12 protein-coding genes are annotated in these 15,893 nt (G+C 37.3%); 2 read left to right on the top strand and 10 right to left on the bottom strand.

Going from position 1 to position 15,893, the window contains the following annotated elements; translation table 11 throughout:
* Nucleotides 1-4 precede the first annotated feature (4 nt).
* The 4 genes from rplW to rpsJ are packed head-to-tail and all read right to left on the bottom strand — an operon-like array spanning nt 5 to nt 1,910.
* Nucleotides 5-292: a 50S ribosomal protein L23 gene (gene rplW / locus CBP76_RS10775; RefSeq protein WP_102196873.1), complete on the bottom strand. Its 288-nt coding sequence runs from the start codon at nt 290-292 to the stop codon at nt 5-7.
* Complete coding sequence (gene rplD / locus CBP76_RS10780) at nt 292-915, bottom strand: 50S ribosomal protein L4 (protein ID WP_102196874.1); 624 nt, start codon at nt 913-915, stop codon at nt 292-294. Before rplD ends, rplW begins: the two co-directional genes overlap by 1 nt.
* 18 nt (nt 916-933) lie before the next feature.
* A complete protein-coding gene (gene rplC, locus CBP76_RS10785; RefSeq protein WP_102196875.1) occupies nt 934-1,569 on the bottom strand; it encodes a 50S ribosomal protein L3 in 636 nt (211 codons plus the stop codon).
* Between the two features lie 32 nt (nt 1,570-1,601).
* On the bottom strand, nt 1,602-1,910 hold the full coding sequence (gene rpsJ / locus CBP76_RS10790; RefSeq protein WP_010018513.1) for a 30S ribosomal protein S10: 309 nt from the start codon (nt 1,908-1,910) through the stop codon (nt 1,602-1,604).
* Between the two features lie 284 nt (nt 1,911-2,194).
* Here rpsJ and CBP76_RS10795 point away from each other — a divergent pair, with 284 nt between their 5' ends.
* Entirely contained in the window at nt 2,195-3,412 is a 1,218-nt protein-coding gene (locus CBP76_RS10795; RefSeq protein WP_102196876.1) for a CPBP family intramembrane glutamic endopeptidase, read from the top strand.
* 77 nt (nt 3,413-3,489) lie between these two features.
* Here the strand turns inward: CBP76_RS10795 and fusA are convergent, their stop codons facing one another.
* Genes fusA through rpsL form a run of 3 tightly spaced genes read right to left on the bottom strand, consistent with a single transcriptional unit; the run spans nt 3,490 to nt 6,567 of the window.
* Complete coding sequence (fusA, locus tag CBP76_RS10800) at nt 3,490-5,589, bottom strand: elongation factor G (protein ID WP_102196877.1); 2,100 nt, start codon at nt 5,587-5,589, stop codon at nt 3,490-3,492.
* Nucleotides 5,590-5,635: 46 nt separating this feature from the next.
* The gene (rpsG, locus tag CBP76_RS10805; protein WP_102196878.1) at nt 5,636-6,103 is read right to left on the bottom strand and encodes a 30S ribosomal protein S7; all 468 of its coding nucleotides are present in this window, start codon (nt 6,101-6,103) and stop codon (nt 5,636-5,638) included.
* 50 nt (nt 6,104-6,153) lie between these two features.
* Nucleotides 6,154-6,567 (bottom strand): 30S ribosomal protein S12, encoded by a 414-nt coding sequence (gene rpsL, locus CBP76_RS10810; protein ID WP_025084405.1) that lies wholly within the window; start codon nt 6,565-6,567, stop codon nt 6,154-6,156.
* A gap of 222 nt (nt 6,568-6,789) precedes the next feature.
* On the opposite strand from rpsL, the gene CBP76_RS13665 reads away from it, so the two are divergent.
* The gene (locus CBP76_RS13665; RefSeq protein WP_425430308.1) at nt 6,790-7,452 is read left to right on the top strand and encodes a prepilin peptidase; all 663 of its coding nucleotides are present in this window, start codon (nt 6,790-6,792) and stop codon (nt 7,450-7,452) included.
* Here the strand turns inward: CBP76_RS13665 and CBP76_RS10820 are convergent.
* The 3 genes from CBP76_RS10820 to rpoB all read right to left on the bottom strand — a co-directional run bounded on the left by CBP76_RS10820 (nt 7,442) and on the right by rpoB (nt 15,656).
* Nucleotides 7,442-8,263: an alpha/beta hydrolase gene (locus CBP76_RS10820; protein WP_102196880.1), complete on the bottom strand. Its 822-nt coding sequence runs from the start codon at nt 8,261-8,263 to the stop codon at nt 7,442-7,444. The two genes, CBP76_RS13665 and CBP76_RS10820, sit on opposite strands and share 11 nt — an antisense overlap.
* A gap of 94 nt (nt 8,264-8,357) precedes the next feature.
* Nucleotides 8,358-12,023 carry a DNA-directed RNA polymerase subunit beta' gene (gene rpoC, locus CBP76_RS10825; RefSeq protein ID WP_102196881.1) on the bottom strand — a complete coding sequence of 1,222 codons (3,666 nt, stop codon included), beginning with the start codon at nt 12,021-12,023 and terminating at the stop codon, nt 8,358-8,360.
* A gap of 24 nt (nt 12,024-12,047) precedes the next feature.
* On the bottom strand, nt 12,048-15,656 hold the full coding sequence (gene rpoB, locus CBP76_RS10830) for a DNA-directed RNA polymerase subunit beta (RefSeq protein ID WP_102196882.1): 3,609 nt from the start codon (nt 15,654-15,656) through the stop codon (nt 12,048-12,050).
* Between the last annotated feature and the right edge of the window lie 237 nt (nt 15,657-15,893).

A 15,893-nucleotide genomic window follows, 5' to 3' on the forward strand; every position in this document is an offset into this window, starting at 1 on the left:
TTATTTATTCTTCGTCAAAAATCTTAATTTCATCTGAATCTGCTGTAAGAGTGATAATAGCCTTACGACGTTTTGCTGTAAAACCAACATAACGGCCTTGGCGCTTCTTCTTACCAGAAACATTCATGATATTTACTTGTTTAACTTTAACACCGAAAATTTCTTCAACAGCTTGTCTAACAAGAACCTTGTTAGCATCTAAAGCAACATCGAAAGTATATTTCTTATCGCTCATAGCATCCATTGAACTTTCAGTAACAACAGGGCGAATAATTACGTCTCTTGCGTTCATTATCCAAGCACCTCCTCAATTTTAGAAAGTGCTGCTTGTGTAACAACTAACTTGTTAGCATTGATAACGTCAAGAACGTTAACACCTTCTGGTGCAACAACTTTAACTTTATCGATGTTTCTTGCTGATAAAGCAACGTTGACGTTACCATCTTCAACAACTACAAGGGCTTTGTTATCAGCACCTACTGTATTTAGTAATTGTGCAAAAGCCTTTGTACTTGGCTTGTCGTATGAAATTGAGTCAATAACGACTAGGTTACTGTCAGCAGCCTTTTGTGAAAGTACAGACTTCAATGCCAAACGGCTAACCTTCTTAGGAAGGTGATATGCGTATGATCTAGGTGTAGGGCCGAATACGACACCACCACCTACCCATTGAGGTGATCTAATTGAACCTTGACGAGCACGTCCAGTACCCTTTTGACGCCATGGTTTTCTACCACCACCACGTACTTCAGAACGGTTCTTAACATCATGTGTACCTTGTCTCATTGATGCACGTTGCATAATAACTGCATCTGTAACAACGTCGTTGTTTGGTTCGATACCAAAGACTGCGTCTTGAACTTCAACAGTACCGTTCTCAGCACCGTTATCTTTGTAAGCTGTGATTTTTGTCATAACTCATTTCCTCCTTCCTTATTTTTGATTAGCTTTGACAGCTGTTTGGATTTTAACTAATGATTTGTTTGCACCGGGTACATTACCCTTAATCATGATTGCATTACGTTCAGTATCAACTTTAACGATTTCTAGGTTTTGTGTAGTAACACGGTTGTTACCCATAACACCTGGAAGCATCTTACCTTTGAATACACGGTTAATGATGGCACCCATTGAACCAGCAACACGGTGATATCTAGAACCGTGAGTTTCTGGACCTCTAGCTTGACCAAAACGCTTGATGTTACCTTGCATTCCGTGTCCCTTTGTTATACCTGTAACGTCGACAATATCACCAGAATTAAATGTATCAACTGTAACGTTGGCACCTAATTCGTAGTCTCCCATTTCAACATCGCGGAATTCGCGAATGTAATGTTTAGGAGTTGTATTTGCCTTTTCTGCATGACCTTTGGCTGGTTTGTTAGATAGAACTTCACGTCTGTCTTCAAAACCTAGTTGAACGGCCTCATAACCATCATTTTCAACAGTTTTAAGTTGCATAACAACGTTTGGTGTTGCTTCAACAACTGTTACGGGAACTAATTCACCGTTGTCAGTGAAAATTTGAGTCATTCCGACTTTTTTACCAAGAATACCTTTTCTGGCCATGTTTGCACCTCCAATAATTTATTTTTTAATAATTATAATTTGATTTCAATGTCAACACCAGATGGTAGATCCAACTTCATAAGTGAATCAACCGTCTTCTTTGTTGGGTTAACAACGTCGATAAGTCTTTTATGTGTACGCATTTCGAATTGTTCTCTAGAATCCTTATGCTTATGTGGTGATGCTAGCACTGTATATAGTGAGCGTTCTGTTGGCAACGGAATTGGACCTGAAATTTGAGCTCCAGTTCTCTTTGCTGTTTCCACAATTTTGTCAGCTGATTGATCTAGAATACGATGTTCATAAGCCTTCAAACGAATGCGAATTTTTTGACTTGCCATGGGGTTACCTCCTTTTTGTCTCTTTCAAGATGACCGGCTCCGTGAAAATATCCGCCAGCCCTGCCGTGGCAAAGCGGCCGGGTGTGTCGCAACCTCTCACTTCTAAACCGTCGATATTATTTCAATATCACTTTGGTACATACTTCTATATGAAATAAGCACTCTTATAATATTACACGATAAGTTCCACATTTTCAAGGTGAATTCAAGTATTTTTTTAAATGAAAGACGCTTTCTTAAAAAACATTTTTCAACTATACTCTAAGAAATGATGGAGGTGCAATTTGAATAATAATCTCGAATTTAGTTATAATAACAGGTTTTCAGCAAATAATAAAGATAAAATTTATTTTTATTTGTTTAAGGCCCAAGTAATCTTTAATACTTTAGTTATCTTTAGTTACAGTGCAACAACTCAAAATTTATTTCTCTTCGGTCCGTTAATTTTAAATCTTTGCGCGTTGTACTTAAAAAATGATCACAAGGATTTCATCAGCCGGATCAATTATTTATTTCAGCTATTCTTTCAAGTATTCATAATTGCCGAATCTTTCCATTATTTAATTATTCTCACAACGAAATTCTATAACTGGCTCTTGCCGAGTTCAATTGGATTGTTTTTGGTCACAATGATTGTTATGTATATTCCATACATGATTGTCTTCTTTGGAATGATTCAAAATAAACTGCTTCAATTGTTAATTGCCTTTTTCACTTTTGATGTTATTGCAATGAGTGCACTAAGTATTGTAACCTATGGAACAATTATCTATTTTCATCCTCTGATAGGACTATTGAATAACTCTAACTTTCTTGGAGCAATTACTTTTCTAACTCTGATTCTTCTTATTATGAACCGTTGGGATTATTCTTGGCCTAAAATAACATTGTCAAAGGACTCTAATTCAATAATTTTAATTCTTCTTATAGTAGTAGGAATTTGGTTTGTTATGTGGAATGCTTTTAGCAGTGGCGATAATCTATTACTTTCGTTTGTCCATTTCAACTTTTCAGGTGTATCATTCAAACCACAGCACATTTTAACGGGATTGGAAGCCGGAATTGCTGAAGAGTTACTCTTTAGATATGCCTTTTTGACCATTCTGTTGTCTGCCTTTTATAATTATCAATACCGTATTCTCTACGCTTCCGTAATAAGTAGTCTTTGTTTCGGTCTAATACATTTAGGAAATGTTACTGCTGGTCAAAATTTAGCTAATACTATCATTCAAGTTATCTTTGCCTTTGGTATGGGATTATTAATGTGTGCGCTTTATCTTTACAGTGACCTATTCTATCTTCCAGTTATCTTTCACACTTTACTTGATACTCTAGTATTTAGCGTTTCAGGTGAATTAATGTCTGGTAAGGTAACTATCGCTGATGGTATTTTTACTATATTAGAAACCTTGGTATTTGTCATTATCGCCATTACTTTATTAATAAGTATTTATAAAAGAAGAAATAGAAATTATAATTCAGGCAGAAATGTCAGAATTTGATAATTTGAAAATTAATCGACGCACAAAAAAAGAGAAGATCAAATGATCTTCTCTTTTTGATTGATTTCAACTAAAGATTAGTCTTCTTCAGCTTTTCCACCATTTTTCTTAATGATTTCAGCTTGAATTGACTTAGGTACCTTCTCGTAATGATCCATTGTCATAGTAAATGTACCACGACCTTGTGTTGCAGAACGCAATGTTGTTGCGTAACCGAACATTTCAGCAAGTGGAACAAAGGCATTGATAAGTTGTGCATTACCACGAGCTTCCATACCTTCAACACGTCCACGACGAGCAGTAACTTGTCCCATAACATCTCCAAGATATGATTCTGGTGTAACAATCTCAACATGCATAATTGGTTCAAGAATAACAGCACCAGCAGTCTTAGATGCGTTACGTAGTGCCATTGAAGCAGCAATCTTAAAGGCAGCTTCTGATGAATCGACTTCGTGATATGAACCATCATATAACTTAGCCTTAACGTCGATCAATGGATATCCAGCAAGAACACCGTTTTCCATTGATTCTTTCAAACCTTGTTCAACTGAAGGAATGTATTCACGAGGAACAACACCACCGACGATAGCGTCTTCGAATTCGAAGCCTTTACCTTCTTCATTAGGTGTAAATTCAACCCAAACATCACCATATTGACCTTTACCACCAGATTGACGAACGAACTTACCTTGAGCACTTGTTTGTTGTGTAAATGTTTCACGGTAAGCAACTTGAGGTTCACCAACCTTACATGCAACGTTAAATTCACGTTTCATACGGTCAACCATGATATCCAAGTGCAATTCACCCATTCCGGCGATAAGAGTTTCACCAGTTTCAGGATTTGTTTCAGCTTGGAAAGTAGGATCTTCTTCAGAAAGTTTTTGGATAGCAATATCCATCTTATCTCTATCTTCCTTTGAGTTAGGTTCGATAGAAACTTGGATAACTGGATCTGGAATATCCAATGATTCAAGGATCAATGGGTGGTCAGTATCTGTTAGAGAATCACCAGTAGTAGTGTTCTTCAAACCGATAACAGCAGCAATATCACCAGAGAATACTTCAGGGATTTCCTTACGGTGGTTAGAATGCATTTGTAACAAACGACCAACACGTTCACGCTTGTCCTTTGTTGCGTTCAAGACATAAGAACCTGATTCTAGAGAACCTCTATATACACGGATGTATGTTAGACGTCCAACGAATGGATCAGTAGCAATCTTAAATGCTAAACCAGCGAATGGTTTCGTATCATCAGCCATAAGTTCAACTTCAGATTCATCCTTAGGATCAGTAGCTTTATAAGGACGTACATCAAGTGGTGATGGTAGATAATCAACAGTAGCATCCATCAACATTTGAACACCCTTATTCTTAAAGGCTGAACCAGCAAGAACTGGGAAGAACTTCAAATCAATAGTAGCTTTACGGATGGCTTTACGGATTTCATCGTTTGAGATTTCTTCTCCGTCAAGATACTTCTCCATAATGCCGTCATCAACATCAGCAACAGATTCAATTAATTCAGCACGCTTTGCTTTAGCTTCTTCAAGATATTCATCAGGAACATCAACTGTATCCCACTTTGTACCTAGTTCATCTTCATCATAAAGATCAGCCTTCATTTCAATAAGGTCAATAACACCTTCGAAATGATCTTCAGCACCAATAGGCATTTGAATGGCATGAGCATTAGCATCTAGTCTTTCATGCAATGTTTCAACAGAATAGTCAAAGTTAGCACCGATCTTATCCATCTTGTTAACAAAGACAATACGTGGAACACCATATGTTGAAGCTTGACGCCATACATTTTCAGTTTGTGGTTCAACACCAGATTGAGCATCAAGAACCGTAATAGCACCATCTAGAACACGGAGTGAACGTTCAACTTCAATTGTGAAGTCAACGTGTCCTGGGGTATCAATAATATTGATACGGTTGTTCTTCCATTCAGCTGTTGTAGCAGCTGATGTGATAGTAATACCACGTTCTTGTTCTTGGGCCATCCAGTCCATTTGTGAAGCACCATCATGTGTTTCACCAATTTTGTGAATCTTACCAGTATAGTACAAGATACGTTCAGTAGTTGTAGTTTTACCAGCATCGATATGGGCCATGATACCAATATTACGGGTATCTTTTAGTGGAAATTCACGTTTATTAGCCATGAAAATTGTTTCTCCTCTCAAATTAACTAGTTTAAGTAACTAGATCCTACCAGCGATAGTGAGCGAATGCACGGTTAGCATCGGCCATCTTATGTGTATCTTCACGTTTCTTAACAGCAGCACCAGTATTGTTAGCTGCGTCCATAATTTCGTTTGCAAGACGTTGGTCCATTGTATGTTCACCACGTAGACGAGCATAACTTGTAATCCAACGAAGACCTAAAGTAGTACGACGATCAGGACGAACTTCGATAGGAATTTGATAGTTAGAACCACCGATACGGCGAGCCTTAACTTCAAGAACAGGCATAACATTGTTCATTGCTTCTTCAAACACGTCCAATGGTTCGTTACCTGTCTTATCTTTAATAATATCGAATGCACGATATAGAATTGTTGAAGCAGTACCTCTTTTACCATCATACATTAAGTGGTTAATCAAACGAGTTACTAGCTTTGAGTTGTACATTGGATCTGGCAAAACATCACGTTTTGGAGCTCTACCTTTACGCATAAAAAATTCCTCCGTTATTACATTATTTCATTAAAAATGATTATTTATTGTTATTTCTTAGGCTTCTTAGCACCATATTTTGAACGACTTTGCATACGTCCATCAACACCGGCTGTATCTAAGGCACCACGAACAACGTGATAACGAACACCAGGTAGATCCTTTACACGACCACCACGGACAAGAACAACACTATGCTCTTGTAGGTTATGACCAATACCAGGGATATATGCTGTTACTTCAATAAGGTTTGACAATCTAACACGGGCATACTTACGTAGGGCAGAGTTAGGTTTCTTAGGTGTCATTGTTCCGACACGAGTTGCAACACCACGTTTTTGTGGAGCTGGGTTCTTTGTAGCAACTTTCTTCATACTATTGTAGCCAAAGTTCAATGCAGGAGCATCTGATTTAGATACTGTTGACTTACGGCCTTTGCGAACTAATTGATTAATTGTAGGCATTCAAAGTTCCTCCTAAAAATTTAAGTACACACATCCAGGTGGTTCATAATTTTGTAAAATAATAAACCACTAGAGGTGGCGTACGTTTCGAGCTTTATATTTAATAAACAAACTAATATTGCTGCCAATAAAAGCACGTCTATTAGAATACCATCTAAAAAAGGCCATGTCAATGCAACATTTTCAAAAAGTTATCCACAATTACCCGTAATTTCGTTTGAGGTGATTAATTTGAAATACTTTATATTTTTCATACTAGGAGCTTGCATTATCTCCTTTCTAAAAGTTATTGCGCTTGACTATCCACAAATAAGCATAACTAGACGCTCTCACTGCGATTCTTGTGATAGGATCCTTAGATGGTTCGAAATTATACCTATAATAGGTTATTTCATAGTTCATGGTAGGTGCTTTAGTTGTAAAAATCAAATCGACTTTTGGAATCCAATTCAAGAACTTTTAGGAGGAGGTTTAACAGCATATCTCATTTTTCAACAAGACACTGTATATCTTCCGTTATTTTTTATGCTGGTACTCTTGTCTTTTAGTGACTTTGCTTTTGGCTATATTTATCCAATATTTTACTTGCTAAGCTTGCCCACAATCTTTGGACTTTATCATAATCTTCATCCTTTTATCTCACTAATAATTTATCTATCTTTATTGCTGTTAAGCAAAAAATATCTATTAGGTTTAGGTGACATCGAGGTTATTGCTATCTTAAGCTTGATTTTTGATCTAAATATCACTTTAAAAGTTATCTTGATGGCCTGTTTTATGTGTATCATTTCTTATTTAATAAAGAAAAAAAGATCATTTAGATTCATTCCCTATCTAGCAATTGCCACAGGAATCGTCTATCTGATCTTTTCTTTTAAAGCTTAGGCAGGATCTTTTGCATTTTAAGCCAATTGATACATAAATCCCACCATTTAGCATCGTATTCATTTAAATTAACCGCATTACCCGGGTTTTGTGTAACATAAGTGGCCAAAGACAAGCCATGATCTCCTGAACCAAACAGATGCAATTCATAAGGAATATTCAAAATATCCATCTTTTGGGCATAAAGAATTGAATTCATTACCGGAACAGTTCCATCTGTGACCGTTTGCCATATAAAAGTTGGCTTGCCGTTTTTGGTTAAATGCTCTTGTGCTTGCCAATAGTAAATATCAGGGGCTATTTTCATCGCCCAATCTTCTTCTATAGGCCAGCCAACTGTCATATCAATAACTGGATAGCCAAGAATATTAACTGCCGGAATAACTTTCAAATCATCTTCAAAAACTTTGATACGTCTATCTGAATCAAGCATAATCGAATTAAAATCCGCTACAAGGTGTCCTCCGGCCGAATAACCGTTCAAAATCACTTTTTGTAAATCTATATGATGTACATCTTTTTGAGATTTTAACCAGTTCAAGGTCGTTGCCATTTCTTGTAGGGCCAAAGGATATACTGAATGATTCTCATCAACCAATTGATAATGTAAAACTATCGCATGCATACCAGCTGCGTTGAACTTTAAAGCAATTGGTTGAGCCTCACGATCTGAATGAAATTTGAATCCGCCACCGGGACAAATTATTACTATAGGACGCTCTACTTGAGTCGCATAATCAGAAATTGGATCTAACCAATATGTATCTAAAGTAAAATGATTATCTTGATAAACTAGCTCTTCTTTTTGCAAAGTCTTACCCCCAAACAAGTATTTTCACTTTGTATTATACAAAATAAAATCAAAAAAAGTCGACCTCAAAAGAGATCGACTTTTTTATCATTAACTAATGTTGTTCTTTTGCTGCATCTTCAGCTTTCATTTGAGCTTCGATATCAGAAATTGTATAAGCACCATTCAATGAATTATCTGCCATAGGTCCAACTTTCTTAGGTTCCATATGGTTATACTTAGCCATACCAGTACCAGCAGGAATAAGTTTACCAATGATAACATTTTCCTTAAGACCAAGAAGTGGATCATTCTTACCACGAATTGAAGCATCAGTAAGAACTCTTGTTGTTTCCTGGAAGGAAGCGGCTGACAAGAAACTGTTTGTTTCAAGAGAAGCCTTAGTAATACCAAGAAGAACTGGACGTCCAGTAGCAGGGATACCACCATTGAACAATGTTTCACGGTTATGGTCAGTAAATTGAGAAATATCCATCAATTCACCAGGCAATACATCAGTATCACCAGGATCAAGAATACGGATCTTTCTGTGCATTTGTCTGATCATAACCTCAAAATGCTTATCAGAAATATCAACACCTTGCATACGATAAACTTTTTGAATTTCAGCAAGTAAGTAGTTTTCTGTATGTAGCACATTTGTAACTTGAATTAATTCCTTAGGATCAATTGAACCTTGTGTTAACTTACCACCACGTTTAACGTGATCACCTTCGGCAACCGCAACACTTGATGTATAAGGAACACTATAAGATCTAGTATCAATATCACCTTCGACAGTAATTTCCTTAGTATGTTCTGCTGGGTTTTCATCAATTGATGTAATGGTACCATCAACTTCTGAAATAACAGCAAGACCTTTAGGATTTCTGGCTTCAACGATTTCTTGAACACGAGGAAGTCCTTGAGTAATATCATCGCCACCAGCAACACCACCGGTATGGAAGTTTCTCATTGTCAATTGTGTACCTGGTTCACCGATTGATTGAGCAGCAACAGTACCAACTGCTTCACCAATTTCAACTTCTTCACCAGTAGCAAGGTTACGACCGTAACATTTCTTACATACACCATGTTTTGTATCACAAGTAAATGCAGAACGAATTGTAACGTGTGTAACACCAGCATCAACAACTTTTTGAGCAAGATCTTCATCCATCATGACACCACGAGGAACAATTACATCACCAGTATTTGGATCCTTAACTGTCTTTTGTGTATAACGACCAACAAGTCTATCGTACAATGGTTCGATCATATCTGTACCTTCCATGATTGAACTTACAACAAGTCCACGGTCAGTACCACAATCTTCTTCACGTACAATAACATCTTGAGCAACATCAACTAGTCGACGAGTCAAGTAACCTGAGTTAGCTGTCTTCAAAGCAGTATCAGTCATACCTTTACGAGCACCATGGGTTGACATGAACATTTCCAAAACAGATAGTCCTTCACGGAAGTTAGATAGAACAGGAATTTCCATCATACCACCATTAGGGGCAGCCATTAATCCACGCATACCAGCTAACTGTGTAAAGTTTGATATATTACCACGAGCACCAGAATCAGACATCATTGAGATAGGGTTTGTAGGATCAAATGAATCAATTAACAATTGTTGAATTTCATCTTTTGTATCATTCCAAACACTAATAACACGGTCATGTCGTTCTGTATCAGTGATAAGACCACGACGGAATTGCTTAGAAATTGAAGCAACTTGCTTGTGGGCCTTTTCAATAATTTCAGGTTTTTGAGTTAAGTTAGGAACATCTGTAACACCAACAGTTAAACCAGAAAGTGTACAAATTGTGTAACCTAATTCTTTCATATCATCAAGTAGTGATGATGTTCTTTGAACACGATAAACCTTGAAGACTTGAGCGATAATATCTGAAAGATATCCACTCTTTAATGGATCAATTAGATCCATTTCATCAAGACGTTGGTTAATATCCTCGCCTTTTCCAAGGAAGTACTTATCAGGAACACCATGCATTAAATTATCATCAGTTGGTTCATTTAAGTATGGGAAATCTTCAGGAAGAATTTCGTTAAAGATTACCTTACCAACTGAGGTAATCATAATCTTATTACGTTGTTCATCCTTGAATGGTTTATTAGGCATTGATTCTACGGCAATACCAATTCTTGTATGGTAATGAACGTCACCATTTAATAGTGCGGTTTGAACTTCATTTGAATCCTTGAAGATCTTACCTTCACCAGTCATATGTCTTGTTTCAATTGTTAGATAATAATTACCTAAAACGACATCCTGTGAAGGAGTAACGATAGGCTTACCATCTTTAGGAGCAAGAATATGATGAGCAGCAAGCATTAACATACGTGCTTCAGCTTGGGCTTCATCTGAAAGAGGAACGTGGATAGCCATCTGATCCCCATCAAAATCGGCATTATAAGCCTCACAAGCAAGTGGATGCAAACGCATTGACTTACCATCAACCAATACAGGTTCAAAGGCTTGAATACCAAGTCTGTGAAGTGTAGGGGCACGGTTAAGTAGTACCGGACGTTCTTTAATAACGTCTTCTAGTACATCCCAAATATCATCGTCTTGTCTGTCGATCTTTCTTCTAGCATTTTTAACGTTTGAAGCAATTTCACGTTTAACAAGTTCATGCATAACAAATGGCTTGAATAATTCCAAGGCCATTTCACGAGGAAGACCACATTGATAGAACTTCAACGTAGGTCCAACATCGATAACTGAACGGCCTGAATAGTCAACACGTTTACCAAGTAAGTTTTGACGGAAACGTCCTTGCTTACCTTTAAGCATATGCGATAGTGATTTCAATGGACGGTTACCAGGTCCTGTAACGGGACGGCCACGACGACCATTATCAATCAAAGCATCAACAGCCTCTTGTAACATTCTCTTTTCATTTTGAACGATAATGTTAGGAGCATTTAGATCCAACAATCTCTTCAAACGGTTGTTACGGTTAATAACACGACGATACAAATCGTTCAAATCAGAAGTAGCAAAACGGCCACCTTCAAGTTGAACCATAGGACGTAAATCAGGTGGAATAACGGGAATAGCTTCCATTACCATCCACTCAGGCTTGTTACCTGATTTTTGGAAAGCACTTAAAATGTCCAAACGTCTAATCGCACGCGTACGTTTTTGACCTTGAGCACTCTTTAGAGTTTCACGTAATTCTTTAACTTCAGAATCCATATCAACTTGGCTAAGTAAATCACGGATACCTTCAGCACCCATCTCAGCTACAAACTTGTTACCAAATTCTTCACGTTTCTTACGATATTCTGTTTCAGTTAATAATTGTTTCTTTTCTAGATCTGTTTCACCAGGATCGATAACTACATATGATGCAAAGTAGATAACCTCTTCCAAGTTTCTTGGACTCATGTCCAAAACAAGTCCCATACGTGATGGGATACCCTTAAAGTACCAGATATGTGATACCGGAGCTGCTAATTCGATATGAGCCATACGTTCACGACGAACCTTTGAACGAGTAACTTCAACACCACAGCGATCACAAACAATACCCTTATAACGGATACGTTTGTACTTACCACAGGCACATTCCCAGTCTTTAGTTGGTCCGAAAATTCTTTCGTCGAATAGACCATCTTTTTCTGGTTTCAAAGTACGGTAGTTGATAGTTTCAGGTTTCTTAACTTCTCCATAAGACCAACTACGAATCTTGTCCGGAGATGCTAAACCAATTTGCATACTTTCGAATTTATTAACGTCTATCAAAAGGTAACCTCCCTAAAGTTTTGACTAGTTTTCTGATTTTGTACTAGTTGATTCAGCTGAATCTTTTGAGGCTTCAAGCTTCTTAGCTTCCTCTTCAGCACGTTTTTGTTCTTGTTGTTTAGCAAACTTAGATAAGGCATCGATTGAAACTGTATCTTCATCTTCATCCATATCTCTAAGTTCAATTTCTTTCTTATGTGAGTCTAGAACCTTCATGTCTAGTCCTAGAGCTTGTAGTTCTTTGACAAGAACACGGAATGATTCAGGAACACCAGGCTTAGGAATACTTTCACCCTTAACGATTGCTTCATAAGTCTTAACACGTCCAACAATATCATCTGACTTGTATGTCAAAATTTCTTGTAGTGTATATGCAGCACCATAAGCTTCAAGAGCCCAAACTTCCATTTCACCAAATCTCTGGCCACCAAATTGTGCTTTACCACCAAGTGGTTGTTGAGTAACTAGTGAGTAAGGTCCGATTGATCTAGCATGCAACTTATCATCAACCATGTGAGCTAGTTTCAAGTAGTACATAACACCAACTGAAACACGGTTCTTAAATGGTTCACCAGTACGTCCATCATAAAGGATTGACTTACCATCTGAATCCATATCGGCTTCTTTAACAATGTCCCACAATTCGTCATCACTTACACCATCAAAAACAGGTGTTGAAACATGGATACCAAGTTTTCTAGCAGCCATACCTAAGTGAAGATCAAGAACTTGTCCAATGTTCATACGTGATGGAACACCCATTGGATTCAAAAGAATATCTACTGGAGTACCATCTGGCATATATGGCATATCTTCTTGAGGTACAACGATTGAAACAGTACCTTTGTTACCATGACGTCCAGACATCTTGTCACCAACTTGAATCTTACGTTTTTGAGCAATGTAAACACGAACTAACATGTTAACACCAGGATCAAGTTCGTCACCAGCTTCACGAGTGAAGACTTTAACATCTTGGATAATTCCGCCACCACCATGTGGTACACGTAATGATGTATCACGGACTTCACGAGCTTTTTCACCAAAGATAGCATGTAGCAATCTTTCTTCGGCTGATAATTCTGTAACACCCTTAGGTGTAACTTTACCAACTAGAATATCGCCATCACGAACTTCAGCACCAATACGGATAATTCCGAATTCATCAAGATCCTTCAATGAATCTTCACCAACGTTAGGAATTTCACGAGTAATCTCTTCAGGTCCAAGTTTTGTATCACGTGCTTCAGATTCATATTCTTCAATATGAATTGAAGTATAAGCATCTTCACGCACTAATTTTTCTGAAAGTACAATCGCATCTTCATAGTTATACATATTCCATGTCATAAATGCGATCAATGGGTTTTGACCAAGAGCTAATTCACCATTTTCCATGGCAGGACCATCAGCAATGATATCACCCTTCTTGACCTTTTCGTCTTTTCTAACGATAGGTCTTTGGTTATATGACTTACCATTATTTGAACGACGGAACTTAGTAACTTTATAATCATCAGTTGTGCCATCTTCGTCACGTTTGATAGTAACTTTTCTAGCGTCAACATATTCAACAACACCATCATGATCAGCTAACAAAGCAGCACCGGAATCATGAGCAGCAATATATTCCATACCTGTACCAACAAGTGGTGCATGTGGATTGATCAAAGGAACGGCTTGACGTTGCATGTTGGCACCCATCAAGGCACGGTTTGAATCATCATTTTCCAAGAAAGGAATACATGCAGTAGCTACAGAAACTACTTGCTTAGGAGAAACGTCCATATAATCGACTTTTTCTGGAGTAGTTTCAATATTGTCATCCTTATGACGAGCCAAAATCGCATCATCAACGAATGAACCATCATCATTTAATAATGTATTAGCCTGAGCAACAACATAGTTATCTTCTTCATCAGCAGTTAAGTAATCGATTTTATCAGTTACTTTATGTGTATCCCATGAAACACGACGATATGGTGTTTCGATGAAACCATATTTATTAATAATGGCATATGAAGCCAAATTATTGATAAGTCCGATGTTAGGTCCTTCAGGAGTTTCGATAGGACACATACGACCATAATGGGTATAGTGAACATCACGAACTTCATATCCAGCACGATCACGGGTTAAACCACCAGGTCCAAGAGCAGATAAACGACGCTTGTGTTCAAGTTCGCCAAGTGGGTTTGTCTGATCCATGAATTGTGACAATTGTGATGAACCAAAGAATTCCTTAATTGAAGCAACAACCGGTCTAATATTAATCAATTGTTGAGGTGTAACAGTAGCTGAATCTTGAATTGACATTCTTTCACGTACAACACGTTCCATACGTGACAAACCAATACGGAATTGGTTTTGTAGCAATTCACCAACTGAACGAATACGACGGTTACCCAAGTGATCAATATCATCTGTTGTACCGATGTCTTCTTTCAAGTTTAAGAAATAGTTAATACCAGCTAAAATATCAGCAGGAGTAATGGTACGGTTTGTTTCTGGAATATGACCATTACCAATAATATTAACAATTTTTTCATTGTCAGCTTCTGAATAAATCTTGATTGATTGAACAGTGATTGGATCTGTTAAAACCCCTTCATCTGAAGGTTGTAATGTAATTGTCTTGAAGTCGTCTCTTTCAAGATATGGAGTAAGTTTACTCATTGCATCACGGTCAAGTACAGTATCTTTAGCTAGAACAACTTCACCAGTATCTGGATCAGCCAATGTTTCAGCCAATGTCTTGTTCAAAAGTCTTGTCTTAAGGTTAAGCTTCTTATTGATCTTATAACGACCAACAGGGGCTAAATCATAACGACGTGGGTCAAAGAATCTAGCATATAGCAATGAACGAGAACTGTCAGCAGTTTTAGGTTCACCGGGACGTAATCTTTCATAGATATCCTTCAAAGCTTCTTCAACACGTGAATCGCTAGTATCCTTATGAACATCTTTTTCAAGAGTAAGGTTTAAAGTATCATTTTCACCAAAAATATCAAGAATTTCTGAGTCTTCACCAAAACCTAAAGCACGGACCAATTCAGAAATAGGTAATTTTCTAGTTCTATCAATTCTTACATAGCCTAGACCCTTAGCATCTGTTTCATATTCTAACCAAGCACCACGGTTAGGAATAACAGTTGTACCATAATTTACACGGCCATTTTTATCAGTATCTTGATTGTAATAAATACCAGGTGAACGTACCAATTGTGAAACAATAACACGTTCAGCACCGTTGATGATGAAAGTTCCTTCATCTGTCATGATAGGGAAATCACCAAAGAAAACATCTTGAGTCTTGATTTCACCAGTTTCATGATTAGTCAATTTCAAAGTTACATGTAATGGTGCTGAGAAGTTGGCATCATGAGCTCTAGCTTCTTCAACAGTATATTTTGGTTCTAGTAACTTGTAATCGACATATTCCAAAGAAAGATTTCCAGCAAAATCATCAATTGGCATAATATCGTCAAACATATCCTTAAGTCCTTCATCTAAGAACCATTGGTAAGAATTTGTTTGGATGTCAATCAAATTTGGCAGTGGAAGTACTTCCTTGATCTTTGCATAACTACGACGAACACGGTGTGCACCATAATTAACGTTATGATAAGTCAAATTTTTCACCTCAACATATAATTTGTTCAAATCACATTTGTCCAAATATTACAATTTGATTACAATTTGCATGAAAACGGTTTTTCAACCTGTTTTAAGGCAAAAAAAAACCAAAAATAGAATCGAAAATCTATTTTTGTGTTTTTTATTTAGCATAACCACGGACAATAGATCGTGATATGCGATTTGAACTTTGAATCTCAAAAATGATAATACTCTTAAGCACTCTTCATGTCA

The sequence above is a fragment of the Companilactobacillus nuruki genome (genome assembly GCF_002872255.1).
Classification (GTDB): domain Bacteria; phylum Bacillota; class Bacilli; order Lactobacillales; family Lactobacillaceae; genus Companilactobacillus; species Companilactobacillus nuruki.

What these genes read in the sequence shown, in the direction of transcription:
- rpsG (WP_102196878.1), bottom strand. Translation starts at nt 6,103, where the DNA reads ATGCGTAAAGGTAGAGCTCCAAAACGTGATGTTTTGCCAGATCCAATG.
- rplC (WP_102196875.1), bottom strand. Translation starts at nt 1,569, where the DNA reads ATGGCCAGAAAAGGTATTCTTGGTAAAAAAGTCGGAATGACTCAAATT.
- rpsJ (WP_010018513.1), bottom strand. Translation starts at nt 1,910, where the DNA reads ATGGCAAGTCAAAAAATTCGCATTCGTTTGAAGGCTTATGAACATCGT.
- rplD (WP_102196874.1), bottom strand. Translation starts at nt 915, where the DNA reads ATGACAAAAATCACAGCTTACAAAGATAACGGTGCTGAGAACGGTACT.
- rpsL (WP_025084405.1), bottom strand. Translation starts at nt 6,567, where the DNA reads ATGCCTACAATTAATCAATTAGTTCGCAAAGGCCGTAAGTCAACAGTA.
- rplW (WP_102196873.1), bottom strand. Translation starts at nt 292, where the DNA reads ATGAACGCAAGAGACGTAATTATTCGCCCTGTTGTTACTGAAAGTTCA.
- fusA (WP_102196877.1), bottom strand. Translation starts at nt 5,589, where the DNA reads ATGGCTAATAAACGTGAATTTCCACTAAAAGATACCCGTAATATTGGT.